The 16198-nt window shown below is 72.5% G+C and carries 12 protein-coding genes; 11 read left to right on the top strand and 1 reads right to left on the bottom strand.

Features of this window, described 5'->3' with window-relative positions:
- Window positions 1-24 precede the first annotated feature (24 nt).
- The gene (locus ACFY2B_RS07005; protein ID WP_390762114.1) at window positions 25-702 is read left to right on the top strand and encodes a uracil-DNA glycosylase; all 678 of its coding nucleotides are present in this window, start codon (window positions 25-27) and stop codon (window positions 700-702) included.
- Between the two features lie 115 nt (window positions 703-817).
- Here ACFY2B_RS07005 and ACFY2B_RS07000 read toward each other — a convergent pair whose 3' ends face one another.
- Window positions 818-1393 (bottom strand): MarR family winged helix-turn-helix transcriptional regulator, encoded by a 576-nt coding sequence (locus ACFY2B_RS07000; RefSeq protein ID WP_390762113.1) that lies wholly within the window; start codon window positions 1391-1393, stop codon window positions 818-820.
- Window positions 1394-1561: 168 nt separating this feature from the next.
- Between ACFY2B_RS07000 and ACFY2B_RS06995 the strand changes: the two genes are divergently transcribed.
- The 10 genes from ACFY2B_RS06995 to ACFY2B_RS06950 all read left to right on the top strand — a co-directional run bounded on the left by ACFY2B_RS06995 (window position 1562) and on the right by ACFY2B_RS06950 (window position 16195).
- Window positions 1562-2425 carry a methylenetetrahydrofolate reductase gene (locus ACFY2B_RS06995; protein WP_390762112.1) on the top strand — a complete coding sequence of 288 codons (864 nt, stop codon included), beginning with the start codon at window positions 1562-1564 and terminating at the stop codon, window positions 2423-2425.
- 30 nt (window positions 2426-2455) lie between these two features.
- Window positions 2456-3088, top strand: a complete 633-nt coding sequence (locus tag ACFY2B_RS06990) for a cyclodeaminase/cyclohydrolase family protein (protein ID WP_390762111.1) — start codon at window positions 2456-2458, stop codon at window positions 3086-3088.
- The gene (locus ACFY2B_RS06985) at window positions 3085-4014 is read left to right on the top strand and encodes a bifunctional 5,10-methylenetetrahydrofolate dehydrogenase/5,10-methenyltetrahydrofolate cyclohydrolase (RefSeq protein ID WP_390762110.1); all 930 of its coding nucleotides are present in this window, start codon (window positions 3085-3087) and stop codon (window positions 4012-4014) included. The genes ACFY2B_RS06990 and ACFY2B_RS06985 overlap by 4 nt, the downstream gene beginning before the upstream one ends.
- Window positions 4011-4907, top strand: coding sequence for a formyltetrahydrofolate deformylase (gene purU / locus ACFY2B_RS06980; RefSeq protein ID WP_390762109.1), 897 nt, complete (start codon window positions 4011-4013; stop codon window positions 4905-4907). The genes ACFY2B_RS06985 and purU overlap by 4 nt, the downstream gene beginning before the upstream one ends.
- Before the next feature lie 443 nt (window positions 4908-5350).
- Window positions 5351-6706 carry an aminomethyl transferase family protein gene (locus ACFY2B_RS06975; RefSeq protein WP_390762108.1) on the top strand — a complete coding sequence of 452 codons (1356 nt, stop codon included), beginning with the start codon at window positions 5351-5353 and terminating at the stop codon, window positions 6704-6706.
- A 69-nt stretch (window positions 6707-6775) separates the two neighbouring features.
- Window positions 6776-7609: a dihydropteroate synthase gene (gene folP, locus ACFY2B_RS06970; RefSeq protein WP_390762107.1), complete on the top strand. Its 834-nt coding sequence runs from the start codon at window positions 6776-6778 to the stop codon at window positions 7607-7609.
- 23 nt (window positions 7610-7632) lie between these two features.
- Window positions 7633-8292 (top strand): GTP cyclohydrolase I, encoded by a 660-nt coding sequence (folE, locus tag ACFY2B_RS06965; protein WP_390762106.1) that lies wholly within the window; start codon window positions 7633-7635, stop codon window positions 8290-8292.
- Window positions 8293-8375: 83 nt separating this feature from the next.
- On the top strand, window positions 8376-13889 hold the full coding sequence (locus tag ACFY2B_RS06960) for a tetratricopeptide repeat protein (RefSeq protein ID WP_390762105.1): 5514 nt from the start codon (window positions 8376-8378) through the stop codon (window positions 13887-13889).
- Window positions 13890-13895: 6 nt separating this feature from the next.
- A complete protein-coding gene (locus ACFY2B_RS06955; RefSeq protein WP_390762104.1) occupies window positions 13896-15164 on the top strand; it encodes a CHAT domain-containing protein in 1269 nt (422 codons plus the stop codon).
- Window positions 15161-16195 (top strand): hypothetical protein, encoded by a 1035-nt coding sequence (locus ACFY2B_RS06950; protein WP_390762103.1) that lies wholly within the window; start codon window positions 15161-15163, stop codon window positions 16193-16195. The genes ACFY2B_RS06955 and ACFY2B_RS06950 overlap by 4 nt, the downstream gene beginning before the upstream one ends.
- The last annotated feature ends 3 nt before the right edge of the window (window positions 16196-16198 follow it).

Raw genomic sequence — 16198 nt, 5'->3', positions numbered from 1 at the left:
GGGTGTGCCAGTAGAGTGACGCGGGTGGCACCACGACCCTTGCATGAACTTGTCGAAGCGGGCTGGGCGAAGGCTCTGGAACCCGTGGCCGGACGCATCGCGGCCATGGGGGACTTCCTTCGGGCCGAAATAGCCGCGGGCCGGACCTATCTCCCGGCCGGGGCGAACGTACTGAGGGCTTTCCAGCAGCCTTTCGACGACGTCCGTGTGCTGATCGTGGGTCAGGACCCCTATCCCACGCCGGGGATGGCCATCGGGCTGAGTTTCGCCGTGTCGCCCGAGGTGCGTTCGTTGCCGGGCAGCTTGGAGAACATCTTCCGTGAGCTGCATACGGACTTGGGGCTGCCCAGGCCGTCCAACGGCGATCTGACACCGTGGGCCGCGCAGGGCGTGCTGCTGCTCAACAGAGCGCTCACCACCGCTCCGCGCAGTCCCGGCGCGCACCGCGGCAAGGGCTGGGAAGAGGTCACCGAGCAGGCGATCCGGGCGCTGGCCGGGCGTGGTACGCCGCTGGTGTCCATCCTGTGGGGCCGGGACGCCCGCAATCTGCGCCCGTTGCTCGGGGACCTTCCGGCGATCGAGTCCGCGCATCCGTCGCCCATGTCGGCGGACCGCGGTTTCTTCGGCTCCCGTCCCTTCAGCCGGGCGAACGACCTGCTGGGCGGGCAGGGCGCGCAGCCGGTGGACTGGCGCCTGCCGTAGGGCGCGGTGCGTGTGATGGCTTCGTCCGGTGCCTCCCGTGCCTCGGCCGAGGGCCCGAAGCCGTCACGCGGGCACCGCCGCCGGCGTCCTGCGGGCGGTACGCGGTGAGCGCCGGTCAGGGCGATGCGAGGGCCCCGGAGGCAGGCCGTGCCCGGCGCTTCCCGGCCTGTGCCAGGGGCGGTTCCAGATCGCCGACGGCGATCATCACTTCGCGCAGCGCCTCCGACGCGGCCCGGGTCACCTCGGGCGGCACTTCCCGGAAGAACCGGGACTCGGCCTCCGACCAGGTCTCCATGGTGGCGTCGGCGGTCTCGACGCCGGTGCGCGTCAGCCGGACCCAGGAACTGCGTCCGTCGGTGGTGTCCTGCTCCCGTTCGATCAGGTCCGCCCTCTCCAGCCGCTTGAGCACGGTGGTGACCCCGCCGGAAGTGATCAGGAGCCGGTTCTTGAGATCGCTGGGCCGTAGCTCGTAGGGCGCGCCCACCACGCGCAGGGCGCTGATCACGGCGAAGTCCGTCTTGGTCAGGTTCCACGGCACCAGCGCCGCGTTCAGGGTCTCTTCCAGCAGGACGCCCAGGCGGACGGCGCGGCGCGCCACTGCGTACTCCGGTCGTTCCAGTTCGGGCTTCTCGCGCCGCCAGGAGTCGACGAGGCCGTCGGTGAGGTCTCTTTCACTGGCCCTGCGCTTCATCGTTCCCCCTGGTGGGTGCACTGCCGAACCTCTGCCACAACCCCGAGTGTACCAGCGGACGCACTCTGAAAAGCTATTTGAAAAGCTAGACAAATAGCTTACTGGTGAACTAATTTCGTCGGCAGGGCCGAGCTACGGCCACCGCGCGGAGCAGGAGGCAGGTGGGTCATGAGCAAGGGGGAGCCGGATGACGTCCGAGGCGTGGTGGCAGCGCTGGCGGCGTCCGCGAACGTCGAGATCATTCCGCTGCGCGGGGTGGACCAGAAGCTGCCGGGGATACCGGTCGACACCACCGTGACGGTCACGTGCTCGCCGAAGTTCGGTCTTGACCGGACCCTCGACTGCACGGAATCGGCCGTGCGGGCGGGTCACCGCGTGGTGCCGCACCTCGCGGCACGGCAGGTGACCGACGAGGCGGAACTCCGCCGTGTCGTCGGCCGGCTCGACACCCTGGGCGTCAAGGACCTGTACGTCATCGGCGGTGACGCGGCCACGCCGGCCGGCCCGTACACATCGGCGGCCGAACTGATCGAGGCGCTGGCCTCGATCGACCACGGCCTGGAGCGCATCGGCGTCGCCTGCTACCCCGAAGGGCACCCGAAGATCGCCGACGACGTGCTGTTCGACGCCCTGCGGCGCAAGCAGCCGCACGCCCATTACATGGTCAGCCAGCTCTGCTTCGAGGTCGACACCCTGGTCGGCTGGTTGCGGCGGACGCGCGCGGCGGGAATCGAGCTGCCGCTGCGGCTCGGCCTCGCGGCGCCCATGAACCTGCGCAGACTCATGGAGCTGTCGGTCAGGATCGGCGTCGGATCGTCGGTCCGGTACCTGACCAAGCAGCACGGCTTCGTCGGAAACCTCGTGCGAGGCAGCTCCTACCGGCCCGAGGAACTGCTCTACCGGATCGGCGCGCAGCCCGCCTTCGACGAACTGGGCATCGAAGGGCTCCACCTGTTCTCGTTCAACCAGATCCCCGCGACGGTCGACTGGCAGCAGCGCATCGGCGGTACCGCGCCCGTTCGGACGGCGTGACCCCGCCGTGCGCGGCAGCGGAGATGCATGATGGCGGACCGGTCGAGCGGCCCGGTCGGGTCATGGACGGTCGGCGCGTTCCTCGACGCGGTGGCGGACGAGGTGCCCGTCCCGGGCGGGGGAGCGGCGGCCGGCACGGTGACCGCGCTGGTCGCCGCGCTGGCGGAGATGGCCGGGAGATACGTGCGAGGACACGCCGCCGACCCGGCCGAGACCGCCGGCCTGGTGGCCCGGAGCAAGGCGCTGAGGGCGCAGGCGAGCCGGCTGGCCGACGAGGACGCGGCCGCCTACCAGCGCTATGTCGAGGCGTCCCGGCTGCCGAAGGAACCGGACGCCGAGGCACGGCGCGCGGCGGTCCGGGCGGCTCTGGAGGCCGCGGCCGACGTACCCCCCGCACTGGCCGCGGTGGCGACGCAGGTCGTGGAGGTCGCGGCCGAACTGGCCGCCTCCGGCAATCCCCGGCTGCGGTCGGACGCGTGCACCGCCGCCCTGCCGGCGGCCGCGACCGCCCGCAGCGCGGCCCTCCTGGTACGGGAGTACCTGCGCGCCCGCCCCGACGACCCGCGCACGGCCGCGGCCGAACGGAACGCCGTCCGGGCCTCGTCGCGCGCCGCCGGCCTCGTCGCCCCGTCGCACCACCTACCGGATCGGACCACGTCATGACCGCACAGCTGATCGACGGCCGCGCGAGGGCCGAACGCCTGAAGGCCGACGTGGCCCGGGAGGTCAAGCAGCTCACCGCGGACGGCATCGCCTGCGGCCTGGCCACCGTGATCGTCGGCGACGACTACCGGGCCCGTGCGTACGAGCGCCGGCTGGCCAGGGTCGCGGGTGAACTCGGGGTGCCCCACCGCCGGGTGGCACTGCCCCCGGTCAGCACGCACGACCTGCGGGCACAGGTGCACCGGCTCAACGACGACCCCTCGGTCACCGGCATCCTCGTGCTGCGGCCGCTGCCGGCCCACATCCACGAGGCCGAGGTGTTCCGGTCGCTGTCCCCGGTGAAGGACATCGAGGCGGTGCATCCGGAGAACGCAGGGCTGCTGGCGCTCGGCGTACCCCGCTACGTCCCGTCGACGGCGGCCTCGGTGTACCACGTGCTCGACCAGTGGCTGGACTCGGCCGGTGAGGACCGTCCGGCCTTCTACCACCGCTCGCTGATCGTTGTCGTGGGCCGGTCGAACAACGTCGGCAAGCCGGCGGTGTCGCTGGCGTACGAACGCGGGGCGGCGGTGGAGTCGGTGGACGAGTGGGCCAGCCGGACCGGTCGGCTCGGCCGGTACACCCGACGCGCCGATGTGCTGATCGTCGCGGCCGGTGTGCCCGGCCTGATCCGGTCGGAACACGTACGAGCGGGCGCCGTGGTGCTGGACGTCGGCATCAACCCGCTGCGCGATCCGGACACCGGCGCCGTGCGCATGGTCGGCGACGTCGACACCGAAGACGTCCTGCCCAGGGCCCGGGCGGTGACGCCGGTACCCGGCGGGATCGGGCCGGTGACCGACGTGTGGCTGCTGCGCAACACCGTCGCCGCCGCCCGCAACGCCCCGGGCTCGATCCCCGCACAGAAAGACGGGAGCAGGTCATGACCACAGCCCAGGTACCGACCGCCCAGGCCGCCTCCCGGGTCTCGGACTACGTGCTGACCCTTTCGTGCCCGGAACAGCCGGGCATCGTCTACGCCGTCGCCCGGTTCCTGGTCGACCACGGCTGCAACATCGTGGAGAGCCAGCAGTTCGGCGACCGCGAGACGGGCAGGTTCTTCATGCGCGTCCAGTTCGAACCCGTCACCGGCACCGGACTCGATCTCGCCCGGCTGCGGCGGGGCTTCGCCCACGTGGCGGGCCCGCTCGGCATGTCCTGGCGGCTGCTGGCCGCCGCGGAGCGGCAACGCGTCCTGATCATGGTCAGCAAGTACGGGCACTGCCTGAACGACCTGCTGTTCCGGGCGGACAGCGGCTGGCTGGACATCGACGTGGCGGCCGTGGTGTCCAACCACCCGGACCTGGCCGTGCTGGCGGACAACTACGACGTCCCGTTCCACCACGTCCCGGTCACCGCCGCCACCAAGGCCGCGGCCGAGGCCAAGCTGCTGGAGCTGGTCGCCGACCTGCGGATCGACCTGGTGGTGCTGGCCCGTTACATGCAGGTCCTGACAGCCGGCCTGTGCAAGCAGCTGGAGGGCCGCGCCATCAACATCCACCACTCGATGCTGCCCAGCTTCAAGGGCGCTCGCCCCTACCAGCAGGCGTACCGCAGGGGGGTGAAGCTGGTCGGGGCCACCGCGCACTACGTGACCTCGGACCTGGACGAGGGACCGATCATCGAGCAGGAGGTGGCCAGGGTCGACCACTCCATGACCGCGCAGCAGGTCACCGCGCTGGGCCGGGACAACGAGTGCCTGGCGCTGGCACGGGCCGTGCGCTGGCACACCGAGAACCGGGTGCTGCTCGACAACGGCCGCACGGTCCTCTTCCACTGACGGCGCGGAAGCGGCGCGAAGGTGAAGGGGCGAGTCCCATGGACGCGATGGCCCGGTCCGGCGCGGGGCCGGGAACCGGGCCGACGAGCACCGCGCCGTCGGCGCGACGGCCTCGCCGTACCCGGTCTCGCCGGAGGCCGACGGCCCGGCGGTGGCGGCAGCATGACCGGACCGCCCGTCCGCAGCGCACCTCGGCATCGGCCCGGTAACGGCCCTGGCACGGCGAGCATCCGCAGAGGTGCCCGTCCCACCAGATCGCCGCCCGCCGGCGGCGGACGGTCACGGCGTGCAGACCGCCACGGCGCGCACCAGCAGGACAGCCCCGTCCGGACCGGCCCGCCCCAGCCCGTTCGCCGTGTCGCAGTGGACCTCCACTCCCGGCCCCCGCTCGTGCCCGAGGCCGGGCCCACCGCAAGAGTCCCGTGCAGAGAGAGGCAAGCAGCATGTCCAGCAAGAGCCTTGAGGACAAGATCCAGCAGGCGGGAAATCCCGCGCGCATGCTCCGCGACGCGCCCGTCGGTGTGTATGCGTTCCCGTTCCGCGGCGAGTACAGCAACTGGCGTGACGAGCAGGAGGCATGGAACAGGACGGCGGTCCTGTTCGACCAGTCGTTCCACATGACGGACGTCTACTTCGAGGGGCCCGAGGCGCGCAGGCTGATGTCCGACGTGGCGTTGAACAGCTTCCGCACCTTCGGGAAGAACAAGGCCAAGCAGTTGATCGTGTGCAACCACGACGGCCGCTTCATCGGAGACGCCATCCTCTTCGGCCTGGCGGACGACAAGTTCCAGCTGGTCGGTACGCCACTGGCGCCGAACTGGGTGGCGTACCAGGCGGAGACCGGCGGATACGACGTCGAGGTCACCCGGGACGAACGCAGCGTCGACAACGGGGGGAAGCGCCGGACCTACCGCTACCAGCTCCAGGGGCCCAACGCCCTCAAGATCATCGAGAAGGCGCACGGCGGGCCGACAGACCGCATCAAGTTCTTCAACATCGGCGAGTTCACCCTCGCCGGCCGCCCGGTGCGGGCACTGAACCACACCATGATCGGGATTCCCGGACAGGAGATGACCGGGCTGGAGATGTTCGGCCCCGCCGACGACGCGCCGGCCGTGCTGGACGCGCTCCTGACGGCCGGCGCGGAATTCGGCCTCCGCCAGGGCGGTTCCCTCGCGTACCCGACGACCGGGGTCGAGTCGGGCTGGGCCGGCCTGTGCGTGCCGGCGATCTACACCGGTGAGCGGATGAAACCGTACCGCGAGTGGCTGCGCGCCGAGGGCTTCGAGGCGAGCGCCTCGCTCGGGGGGAGCTTCACCTCGGACGACATCGAGGACTACTACCTCACGCCGTGGGACCTCGGCTACGACCGCGTGCTCAAGTTCGACCACGACTTCATCGGCCGGGCCGCGCTGGAGGAACTCGCCGACCAGCCGCACCGCAAGGAGGTATGGCTGCGCTGGAACGACGACGATGTCGCCCGGGCCGTCGCCGCCAGCCTCTTCGGCGGCAAGGACCGCGCCAAGTACCTGGACATCCCCTACAGCGTCTACGCCACCTTCCAGTACGACAAGGTGCTGATCGGCGACCGGCCGGCCGGACTGTCCTTCAAGGGCGCCTACACCGTCAACATCGGCGGCTGGGCCTCGGTGGCGTCGATCGACGAGGCCGACGCCCAGGACGGCACCGACGTCACCCTCGTCTGGGGAGAGGAGAACGGCGGGTCCGCGAAGCCCTCCGTCGAGCGGCACGTCCAGACGCCGATCCGGGCCACCGTCCACACCACCCCGCTCGTGTGACGCCGTGCAGAGAGTTCCGCTGAGATGACGACGACTTCGACGGGTGCCCGGTCGGTCGGGGGACTTCCCATGCGAGAGCGCTGCCTGGTCATGGGCATCCTGAACGTGACCCCGGACTCGTTCTCCGACGGGGGCGACCACCTGGCGACCACACGGGCGGTGGACCACGGTCTCGCGCTCGCCTTGGCCGGGGCCGACATCGTGGACGTGGGAGGCGAGTCCACCCGCCCCGGAGCCCATCGGGTCCCGCTCGACGTCGAACTGAGCCGGACGGTACCGGTCGTGCGCGCACTGGCGGATTCCGGGGTGATCGTCAGCATCGACACCATGCGCTCCGCGGTCGCGTGCGCGGCCCTCGAAGCGGGGGCGCGGCTCGTGAACGATGTCAGCGGCGGGCTCGCCGACCCCGCCATGGCCGCCTCGGTGGCGCGGGCCGGCGTGCCCTACGTCGCCATGCACTGGCGGGGACCGAGCAGGACGATGCGGCGGCACGCGGTCTACCGGGACGTCGTCAGCGAAGTCAGGGCGGAACTCGGCCGGCGGCTGCATGTCCTGGTCGACGCCGGTATCAGTGCCGAGTGCATCGTTCTCGACCCCGGACTCGGCTTCGCGAAGAACGGCGCCCACGACTGGGAACTGCTGCGTCACCTCGGCGAACTGTCCACGCTGGGCCGTCCGCTCCTGGTCGGAGCCTCCCGCAAGTCCTTCCTCGGCGCACTGCCCGGGACGGACGCGGACCGGACCCGGCCACCCGGGCGGGACGCGGCCACCGCGGCGGTCTCGGCTCTCGCCGCCGCGGCCGGCGCCTACTGCGTCCGGGTGCACGAGGTGGCCCTGACACTGGACGCCGTCCGGGTCGCCGCCGCCTGGACACAGGACACCCGGCCGGGAACGGCCCCTTGAGGGTCGGCTCCCGAGGAGACCCCATGACCACCATCACCCCACTCGAACCGCGGCCCGAGGGACCGTCCGAGCCCGAGCACGGCGGTGCTCCGGACGACCGCGCCGCCCCGGACCTCACCCAGGCCGCCCGGCACGCCCGCGCCATGTTCGCCTGCCTGGGAATTCTCTGCGCGGACGAGCACACGATCCACGCCCCCGAACGGTTCGTCCACGCCGTGGCCGACCTGACCGCGGGCCACCGGCATGACCCCCTCCGGCCCCTGGACGTCACCTTTCCCGCCGAGTCCGCCGACCCCGGCATGATCGTGGTCTCCGGTGTCCGGTTCGTCTCGCTGTGCCGGCACCACCTGCTGCCCTGGGCGGGCACGGCCACCGTGGCCTACCTGCCGGCTCCCGGCGCCCGCGTCGTCGGCCTGTCGAAACTGGCCCGCCTGGTCGAAGGACTGGCCGCCCGCCCGCAGACCCAGGAGCGGCTCGGGCAGCAGATCGTGCACGCCATCGACAGCAGGCTCGACACCCTCGGCGCCGCCTGCGTGATCCACGCCTCGCACCCGTGCGGGAACCTGCACGGCGCCCCCGCCCCGGAGGCCCACACGGTGACCACCCACCTGCTCGGGGTGTACCACGACGATCCGGCCGTCCGCGCGGAACTCCTCTCCCTGGCCACGCCCCCAAGACGCTGACAACTCCCGCCCATGCGGCTACCGTTGGTGGCGGCCGGTAACTGCCATGCGCGGACGTGTAGTTGAGGGCCGACCGGGGGACCATGACGATCACTCACGAGGCACAGGGCACCAGCACCGACCTCCTGCGCAGCGAGTCACTGAGGTTCGGGCAGGACGACGGCGGCTCGCGGCTCGGCGCCGACCCGTACGCCGAGAAGCACACCACGGTACTGACCCGTGCCGCGCGGACCGCCGCCGCGCGGATCCCACCGCCGGCCGGCGGCCTGGACAACCTGCCCGTGCTGCCCTCCCGGCCCTTCGTCGGCCGTGACGTCGATCTGAGCCGATTGGCAGGTCTTCTGGAGTCCGGCCAGGGCATCATCACCCAGTCGAGCGGTGCCGCCACCGCCGTCAGCGGCCTGGGCGGCATCGGCAAGACCGCGCTGGCGCTGCACTACGCCGAGGTCTCGCGGGGGAAATACCCGCTGACCTGGTGGATCGTCGGGGAGAGCGAGGAACAGATCGCCACCGGATTCGCCGAGCTGGCGTCGCGACTGCATCCGTCCTGGGCCCGGGACGCCTCCGCCAGAGAACGCACCGAGTGGGCGTTGACCTGGCTGGACGGACACCCGGGATGGCTGCTGGTCTACGACAACGTGGAGCGCCCCCAGGATCTCACCCCGTTCATGGGCCGTCTCCTCGGACGCGGGCACCAGTTGGCCACCAGCCGCAGCCGTTCCGGCTGGCCGGAGGCGGCCAGCCTGGTCGACCTCGACGTGCTCGGCCAGCAGGAGGCCGTCGAACTGCTGCGCGCCACCGCCGGCCGCGCAACCCCCGTGTCCGCCGGCGAACTGGCGCAGATCGAGCAACTCGCCGTCGATCTCGGCCGGCTGCCGTTGGCACTCACCCAGGCCGGGGCGTACCTCCGGGAGACGCGCACCGGTTTCGCCGCGTACCGGGCGCGGCTGGCCCGGGTGCCGGAGACGCTGCTCACCGACGGGACGGGAAGCTCGGGACGGACGATCGCGCAGATCTGGCGCACCAGCCTGGAGACGATCCGGACCGCCCACCCGCCGGCCGTCCCCCTGCTGTACGCCCTGGCCTGGTGTGCGCCCGAGCCGGTGCCCCGCGAGGTCGTCCTGCGCCGGGCCGGCCCCGCCGCCGAGACCGAGGGCGCGCTGGCCGCGCTGGCCGACTACCACCTGGTGACCTTGAGCCCGGACGGTCTGGCGCTGCACCGGCTGGTCCAGCGGACGCTGCGCGACGCCGCCCCCGCCCAGGCCCCGAAGGCCCGTGACCTCATGGAGCGGGCACTCGCCGCCGAGGTCGCGGAGGCGACGCCGGACCGCATCCGGGGCCTGCTCGCCCACATCCAGGCCCTGGCGGCGTCCGGTCCGGCCGGCGAACCGAGCGCCGAAGTGGCCGAGATGTACCGCCGGGGCGCCGACGAACTGGTCGCCCGGGAGCAGCACGTCCTGGCGATTCCCTTGATGACGCAGGTCGTCCACGGGACCACCCGGCTGCTCGACACCGATCACGCCGCGGCCCTGGCCGACCGCGACCGGCTCGCGAAGCTGCACGCGAAGGCGGGCGACCCGGCCGTCGCGGTCGAGCTGTGCCAGGACCTCTACCTCGACCGCTACCGGCTGCACGGCCCGGAGGCGGTTCAGACGCTGGCGAGCCGCGACCAGTTGGCCAACGCCTACCGCAAGGCGGGAGAGGCCACGCGCGCGGTGCGGGAGTTGACCGCGGTGGTCGCCGATCGCCGGCGGTTGCAGGGCGACGATCACCCGGACACGCTCACCAGCCGCGCCGGACTGGCCTACGCGCTCCAGTCGGCGGGCCGGTACGAGGACGCGGTCGCGGAGTTCAAGTCGGTCGTCGACGACCGCGACCGGGTCCTGGGCCGCCGGCACAGTGACGCGCTGGCCGCCCGTACCAGCCTCGCGTACGCCCACCGGGCGGCCGACGAGCACCGCACGGCGCTGCGGCTGTACGAGGAGGCCGTCGCGGACCGGCGGCACGTGCACGGGCCGGACCATCCCGACACACTGACCAGCCGGGGCTGGCTGGCCGCCGCGCACTCCGCGGCCGGCGACGCGCGGACGGCCCTCGACCTGTACCGGGAACTGGTCGACGACCGCAGGCGTGTGCAGGGCCCGGACCATCCGGACACGCTGCGCGAACGCCAGCAACTGGCCTACGCCCTGTGGGACGTGACAGGCCCGGACGCGGTACTGGCCGAGTTCGAGGAACTGGCCGCGCACAGCGCCCGGGTGCAGGGCCCGGACCACCCCGCCACGCTCGACTACCGCGACGACATCGCTCTGATCCACCGCGCGCGGGGCGACTACGCGCGGGCCGCCGCCGGTTACCAGGAGGTCGTCACCGACTGCACGCGGGCCATGGGGGAGCACCACCCGGACACCCTGAGGTCCCGGGCGGCACTGGCCTTCACCCGGCAACTGGCCGGCGAGCACGACCACTCGGTACGAGAGCGCACGGCACTCGTCACCGTCCACCAGGAGGTACGCGGGAGGCTGCACCCGGCGACGCTGGCCGCCCGCGCGAACCTGGCCCTGGCCCAGCGGGCCGCCGGCCGGTACGGCACCGCCATCCGGCTCTACGAAGCCCTGGTGCAGGACCGGACCCACGTCTTCGGCCCACTGCACCCCCGGGTCGTGGCCACCCGCGAGAACCTGGCCCGCACCCGGCAGAAGGCGGGCGACCACACGCGGGCGGTCGAGGAACTGGAGGCCCTGCTCGCCGAACTGGCCGCGGTGAAACGCCCCGACCACCCGCGCGTCCTCGCCCTCCGGCGCGCTCTGGCCGAGGTGTTCTTCGAGGAACGGCAGCACACGGAGGCCCTGCGGCGCCACGGCCCACTGGTCGACGCGTACGAACGGGTGCACGGCCCGGAGCACCCCGCGACCCTCGGACTCCGGGAGCGGGTCGCGGTCACCCTCCACGCGGCCGGGAAGTACACGCGGGCCGGCGAGGTCTTCGAAGCGCTCATCGCCGACCGGACCCGGATCCAGGGCCCGGACCACCCGGACACGCTGGACACCCGTAGCTGGCGGGCCCTGGTGCTGCGTTCGGCACGCGAGTACCCGAGGGCCGTCGCGGCGTACGAAGAACTGCTCGCCGACCACCGCCGGATCGGTGGCCCCGACGCGCCGGGCACCCTCGGCGTCCGCAACGACCTGGCCCTGACCCGGACGGACGCCAAGGAGCAGCAGGCCGCCGTGGCGGAGTTCTCGGCCCTGCTGGACGACCGGCGCCGACTGTTCGGGGCCGACTCCCCGAGCACCCTGCTCGTGCGGCAGAACCTGGCGGACGCCCACTCGGCGGCCGGCGACCACGAGCAGGCCGTCGCCGAGTACGAACAGGTCGTGGCGTCCCTGACCCGGACGTCCGGCAAGGACCATCCGCGCACCCTGTCGGTCCGGCAGGACATGGCGGCGGTACGGCGGGCCGCCGGGGACCACGCGTCGTCGATGAGGGAACTGGAGTCCCTGCTCGACACCCGGACCCGGCTGAGCGGAGCCGAGCACCCGGCGGTCCTCGGGCTCCACCTCGACCTGGTCAGCGGGGAGTGCGCGGCGGGAGACCACGAGCGAGCCGTGGCCCGCGCGGCCCAGACCGTCACCCTGCACACCCGGGTGCGCGGTGCCGAACACCCGGCGACGCTCAACGCCCGGGTCCTCCTGGCCTACGCGCACATGCTGTCCGGGCGGTACCGGCAGGCCGTCGCGGGGTTCGAGGAACTGGTCGCGGACCGGGAGCGCATCCTGGGCCCGGACCACTTCCAGACCCTCGCCACCCGCGACCTGCTGTCGAGTGCCCACGGCAGGCGGAAGGACTACGAGCTGACCGTCGCCGTCCTGGAGCGGCTGGCGGCGGACCGCGCCGAGGCGCAGGGCGCGGAACACTCCTCCACGCTGGCCTGCCGCCGGTACCTGGCCATGTGGCGGGAGTCCGCCGGCGACCGGGTGGGCGCGCTCCGGGAACTCAAGGAACTCCTGGACGTGCACGAACGCCTCCTCGGTCCCGACCACGCCGACACCCTCGACGTACGGGACGACATCGCCTGGGCGTACTTCGGCCAGTCGGCCGCCGGCCCGGCTGCCGAGACGGCCCGCGATCTGGTGAGCAGATGCGAACGGGTGCTCGGCGCACACCACGGCACGACGCTCGCCGCCCGCGCCCGGCTCGCGGACGCGCTCGGGGAGAGCGGCGATCTCACGGGCGCGCTGACGCAGTACACGTCCCTGTTGGAGGATCGTCGCCGGGCGCAGGGAGCGGACCACGAGGCTGTCCTGACCACGCGTCTGAAGCTGGCCTGGGCCCGGCGCTGCCGAGGCGAACACCTGCGTGCCGTACGGGAACTGCACGAACTGGCCCTGGACAGCGACCGGGTGCGCGGAGCGAACCACTCCGGGACGATCGACTGCCGCATCGATCTGGCCTACGCCAGCTGGGAGATGGGCGACACCCGGCAGGCCACGGCGGTGCTGGAAGAACTCCTGTGGCAGTGCGAGAAGGAGCTTCCGGAGGAACACCGGGTCCGGTTCTGGGTCCGGGGGCATCTGGCCTGGCTGACCGCCGACACGGGACCGGCGGACCGGGCGGTGCGCGATGCCCGGGACCTGGTGCGGGACGCCACTCGGCTCTACGGCCGCGACGGCCGGCGTACCTTGGCCCAACTCCCCGTCCTGGCACACGCCCTGCTCCAGGCCGGTGAACCGGACGAGGCGCTGGACGTGCTCGGCGGTCTGCTGCGGTCGTACGCCGGTCTCCTGCCGCACCTCGGGTTTCCCGCGACGTCCGACGCCGTCACCGATGTTCATCTGCGAGCGGCGCACGCCCCGGTGCGCCCGGGGTGGTCGACGGAGGGACCGGAGAGCACCCGGCTGGGGGCGGTCGTCGAGTTGCTGGCCGCGCGCTACGAGGGGTTCCTGCCCTCCCTCGCCGTGGAACTGGCGCACGCCCTGTCCGACACCGGTTCCCCGGACCGGGCCGTGGCCCTGCTGACCGCCGTGCACGCGGGCCGGACCCGGATGTTCGGGCCGGAGCATCCGGACACCCTGGAGAGCCTGGCCGAGCTGGCGTTCGCGTGCCTGGAGGCCGGTGACCCGCGCTCCGGGCCGGTCCACGAGCAGGTGGTGGAGTCCTGGGAGCGGGTCTTCGGACCGGACCATCCCGATGTCGTCGAGCTGCGCTGGCGGTTGCGTACCGCGCGACCGGCCTGGCGGACCCGGGTGACCCTGCTGACGGACCGTCCTGCCGTGGCCGGCCCCGCCCAGCTCGAAGTGCGGCTGGAGCACGTGGCCGGGGCGCCGGCGGCGGAGCTGGGCCGGATCGTGGTGACGGCGGGCTGCGGAACACATGCCTCGGTGGAACCGCCCATGGCCGAGTACGAGCCGCCGGACGGCGCCGCCCGCTTCGCCCTCACCGCGTGGGAGCCGGGCGACCACGCGGTCCACTTCACCCTCTACGACCACGCGTCCGGGCACGTGCTGCAGGAGATCAAGGCGGTCGTCGCGGTCCCCTCACCCACCGGCGAGGACCAGGAGGGGCCCGGAGACGTTCGACAGGCACCAGGGGAGGACTGACCGGGAATGGCCCAGGACCTGGCCGTGGAGATAGTGCGGGACCCGTCCCACGGCTTCACGGGAGTACCACAACGGCGGGGTGAGGCCCGGCGGGCACCGCAGGAACTGCGCGTGATGGTGCGCGAAGACGCCACGGACACGCTGCGGATCGAGGTGAGTGCCCCCAGACCGCGCGCCCCGCACGACCGGGAGTGGCACAGCGCCAGGCTGGAGACCCCGGCTCACGTCCTGTGGGACCTGGGCGTCCGGTTGCGCGCGCTCTGGAGCGACCTGGTGGTCCGCCACCAGAGCCCGCACGGCGACTACGGCGGCCAGGTCGGCGGTTTCCCCCTCGCCCGGACCGCGGACCTGAGCGAATACGCCACCCTGACCGAGTCCCTGGCCAGGAAACTCGCCGACCAGGGACATGCGCTGCTGCAGACCATGCTGGAGGGCAACAGCGACGAACTGTGCCTGGTCCGCGACTTCCTGACGTCGGCGTTGACCGAGCGCGGGTCCCTGCGGGTCAGTTTCGCCTCCTGTGTCCACCTGCCCTGGTCCATGCTGGCCGTGGACCCGGCGGAGTGCGCCGATCCCTGGGAGGCGTTCCTCGGCCACCGCCACCAGCTGGAGCAGGGCGGCGACGACGGCTGGGACCATGCTCCGCTCGGCCTGCGCGAACACGCCGCCACCAGCCTCAACAAGGACACGGCGCTGGATCACGTGGGGCGGGCGGCGGAGGTGCACCGGCTGCTGGACCAGCGCTCCCGGCTGGTCGTGCGTACCCGGAGCGACGAACTGCTGGAAGCCCTCTCCCAGCACGTGCTCAACGAGGACATCATGTACTTCTGGTGCCACGGCCATCTCGTCGACGGCGGCGGGTCCGGCTTCGGCCTGTCCGTCAGTCTCTCCGACGCGGAGCGGATCGACGGCCCGGCGGTCTCCTGGCGGCGGCGGCGCATCCCGCGCACAGCACAGGCCCGGTTCAGGCCGTTCGTCCTGCTGAACGCGTGCCACACGGGCCGGGGCGCGGCACCCGGTTCGCTGAAACACCTGGGCCAGGAGCTACGGGCCATGGGCGCCGAAGGCGTCCTGGCCCCGCAGATCGAGATCCCCCAGGTCTTCGCGACGGAATACGCCTACGCCTTCCTGGAGATGTACTTGACCGGCGAGCACACGGCGGGCGAGATCAACCAGTTGCTGGCGCAGCACTTCGCGCGGAAGTACCACAATCCCCTCGGCCTGACCTACTCCTTGCACTGCGGCATCAACAGCCGGCTGGACCTCGCCTCGTGAGCGCCGCACCACTGCCGCTCGTCGCGCCCGCCGAGATCGACCTGGACGACAAGGGCCGGCTGACCGTGCAGGGCGGCACGGCGCCCGTCCCCGTCGGCCGGGTCGCCGAACACCTGGCCGGACGGCTGCCGATTCCGCGCTGGGCCACCGACATCCACGTGTACGTCCACGGCTGGCAGACTTCGCCGGACGCGGCGACCCGGACCGCGGCACGGCTGCTGCGGCAGGCCCTGGAGCTGTACGAGGCGGAGCCCGACCGGTACCCGGGGCTGAAGGGCGGCGGCTACCGGCCCTGGGGTGTCGTGGTCCGCTGGCCGTCCTCCAGCCTGCCCACCCTCAAGGGCTACCGGAAGATCCGCGACCGTGCTCACGCCATGAGCGCCGAGGGCACGGGGCACGCCCCGTACGTCCTCGGGCATCTGCTCGGCTATCTGGACACCGGGCGGGCGGACCCGTCCGGCCCGGCCGTCCTGGCGGGCCGGGGCGGACAGTACCTGCACCTCGTCGGGCACTCCTTCGGCGGGCGGTTCCTGTGCGAGGCGGTGCAGCGGGCCGCCGAGCGGCCCCCCGTGCTCGGCTGGAGCACCCCGCACGACCCCCGCCGCCCGTTCACCGTCGACAGTGCCCTGATCTTCCAGATGGCCGCCCCCCGCGACGCCTTCGTGCGCCGCTTCGACACGCTGTTCCCGGGCAACGGACAGCCGGGCGCCCCGCTGCGCGGCCCGCTCGTCCTGACCCACTCGCGCTGGGACCGAGCCACGGGTTTCTGGCACCTTCGTGCCGAGAGGGCGCCCGGCATCGGTCACTCGGGCGCCGGCGCGGCACCGGTGCCGCAGTTCACCACCAAGTTGTTGCCGACCCACCAGACCTACCAGCAGAGCGCCCTGGACCACCGGATGGTCAACGTGGACGCCGACTGGCTCTACCGCGGCAGCCGGCGCACCCGGCTGCATCCCTCGGGCGCCCACTCCGACTTCCTCCGGCCCGAGTCCGCGCACCTGATGCTGACGCTGGCGGAACGCTCCCGCTGACGC

This window comes from Streptomyces sp. NPDC001270, assembly GCF_042896695.1.
Lineage (GTDB): Bacteria > Actinomycetota > Actinomycetes > Streptomycetales > Streptomycetaceae > Streptomyces.
Note: the sequence above shows the minus strand (reverse complement) of the source record. Positions and strands in the feature narration are given on the sequence as shown.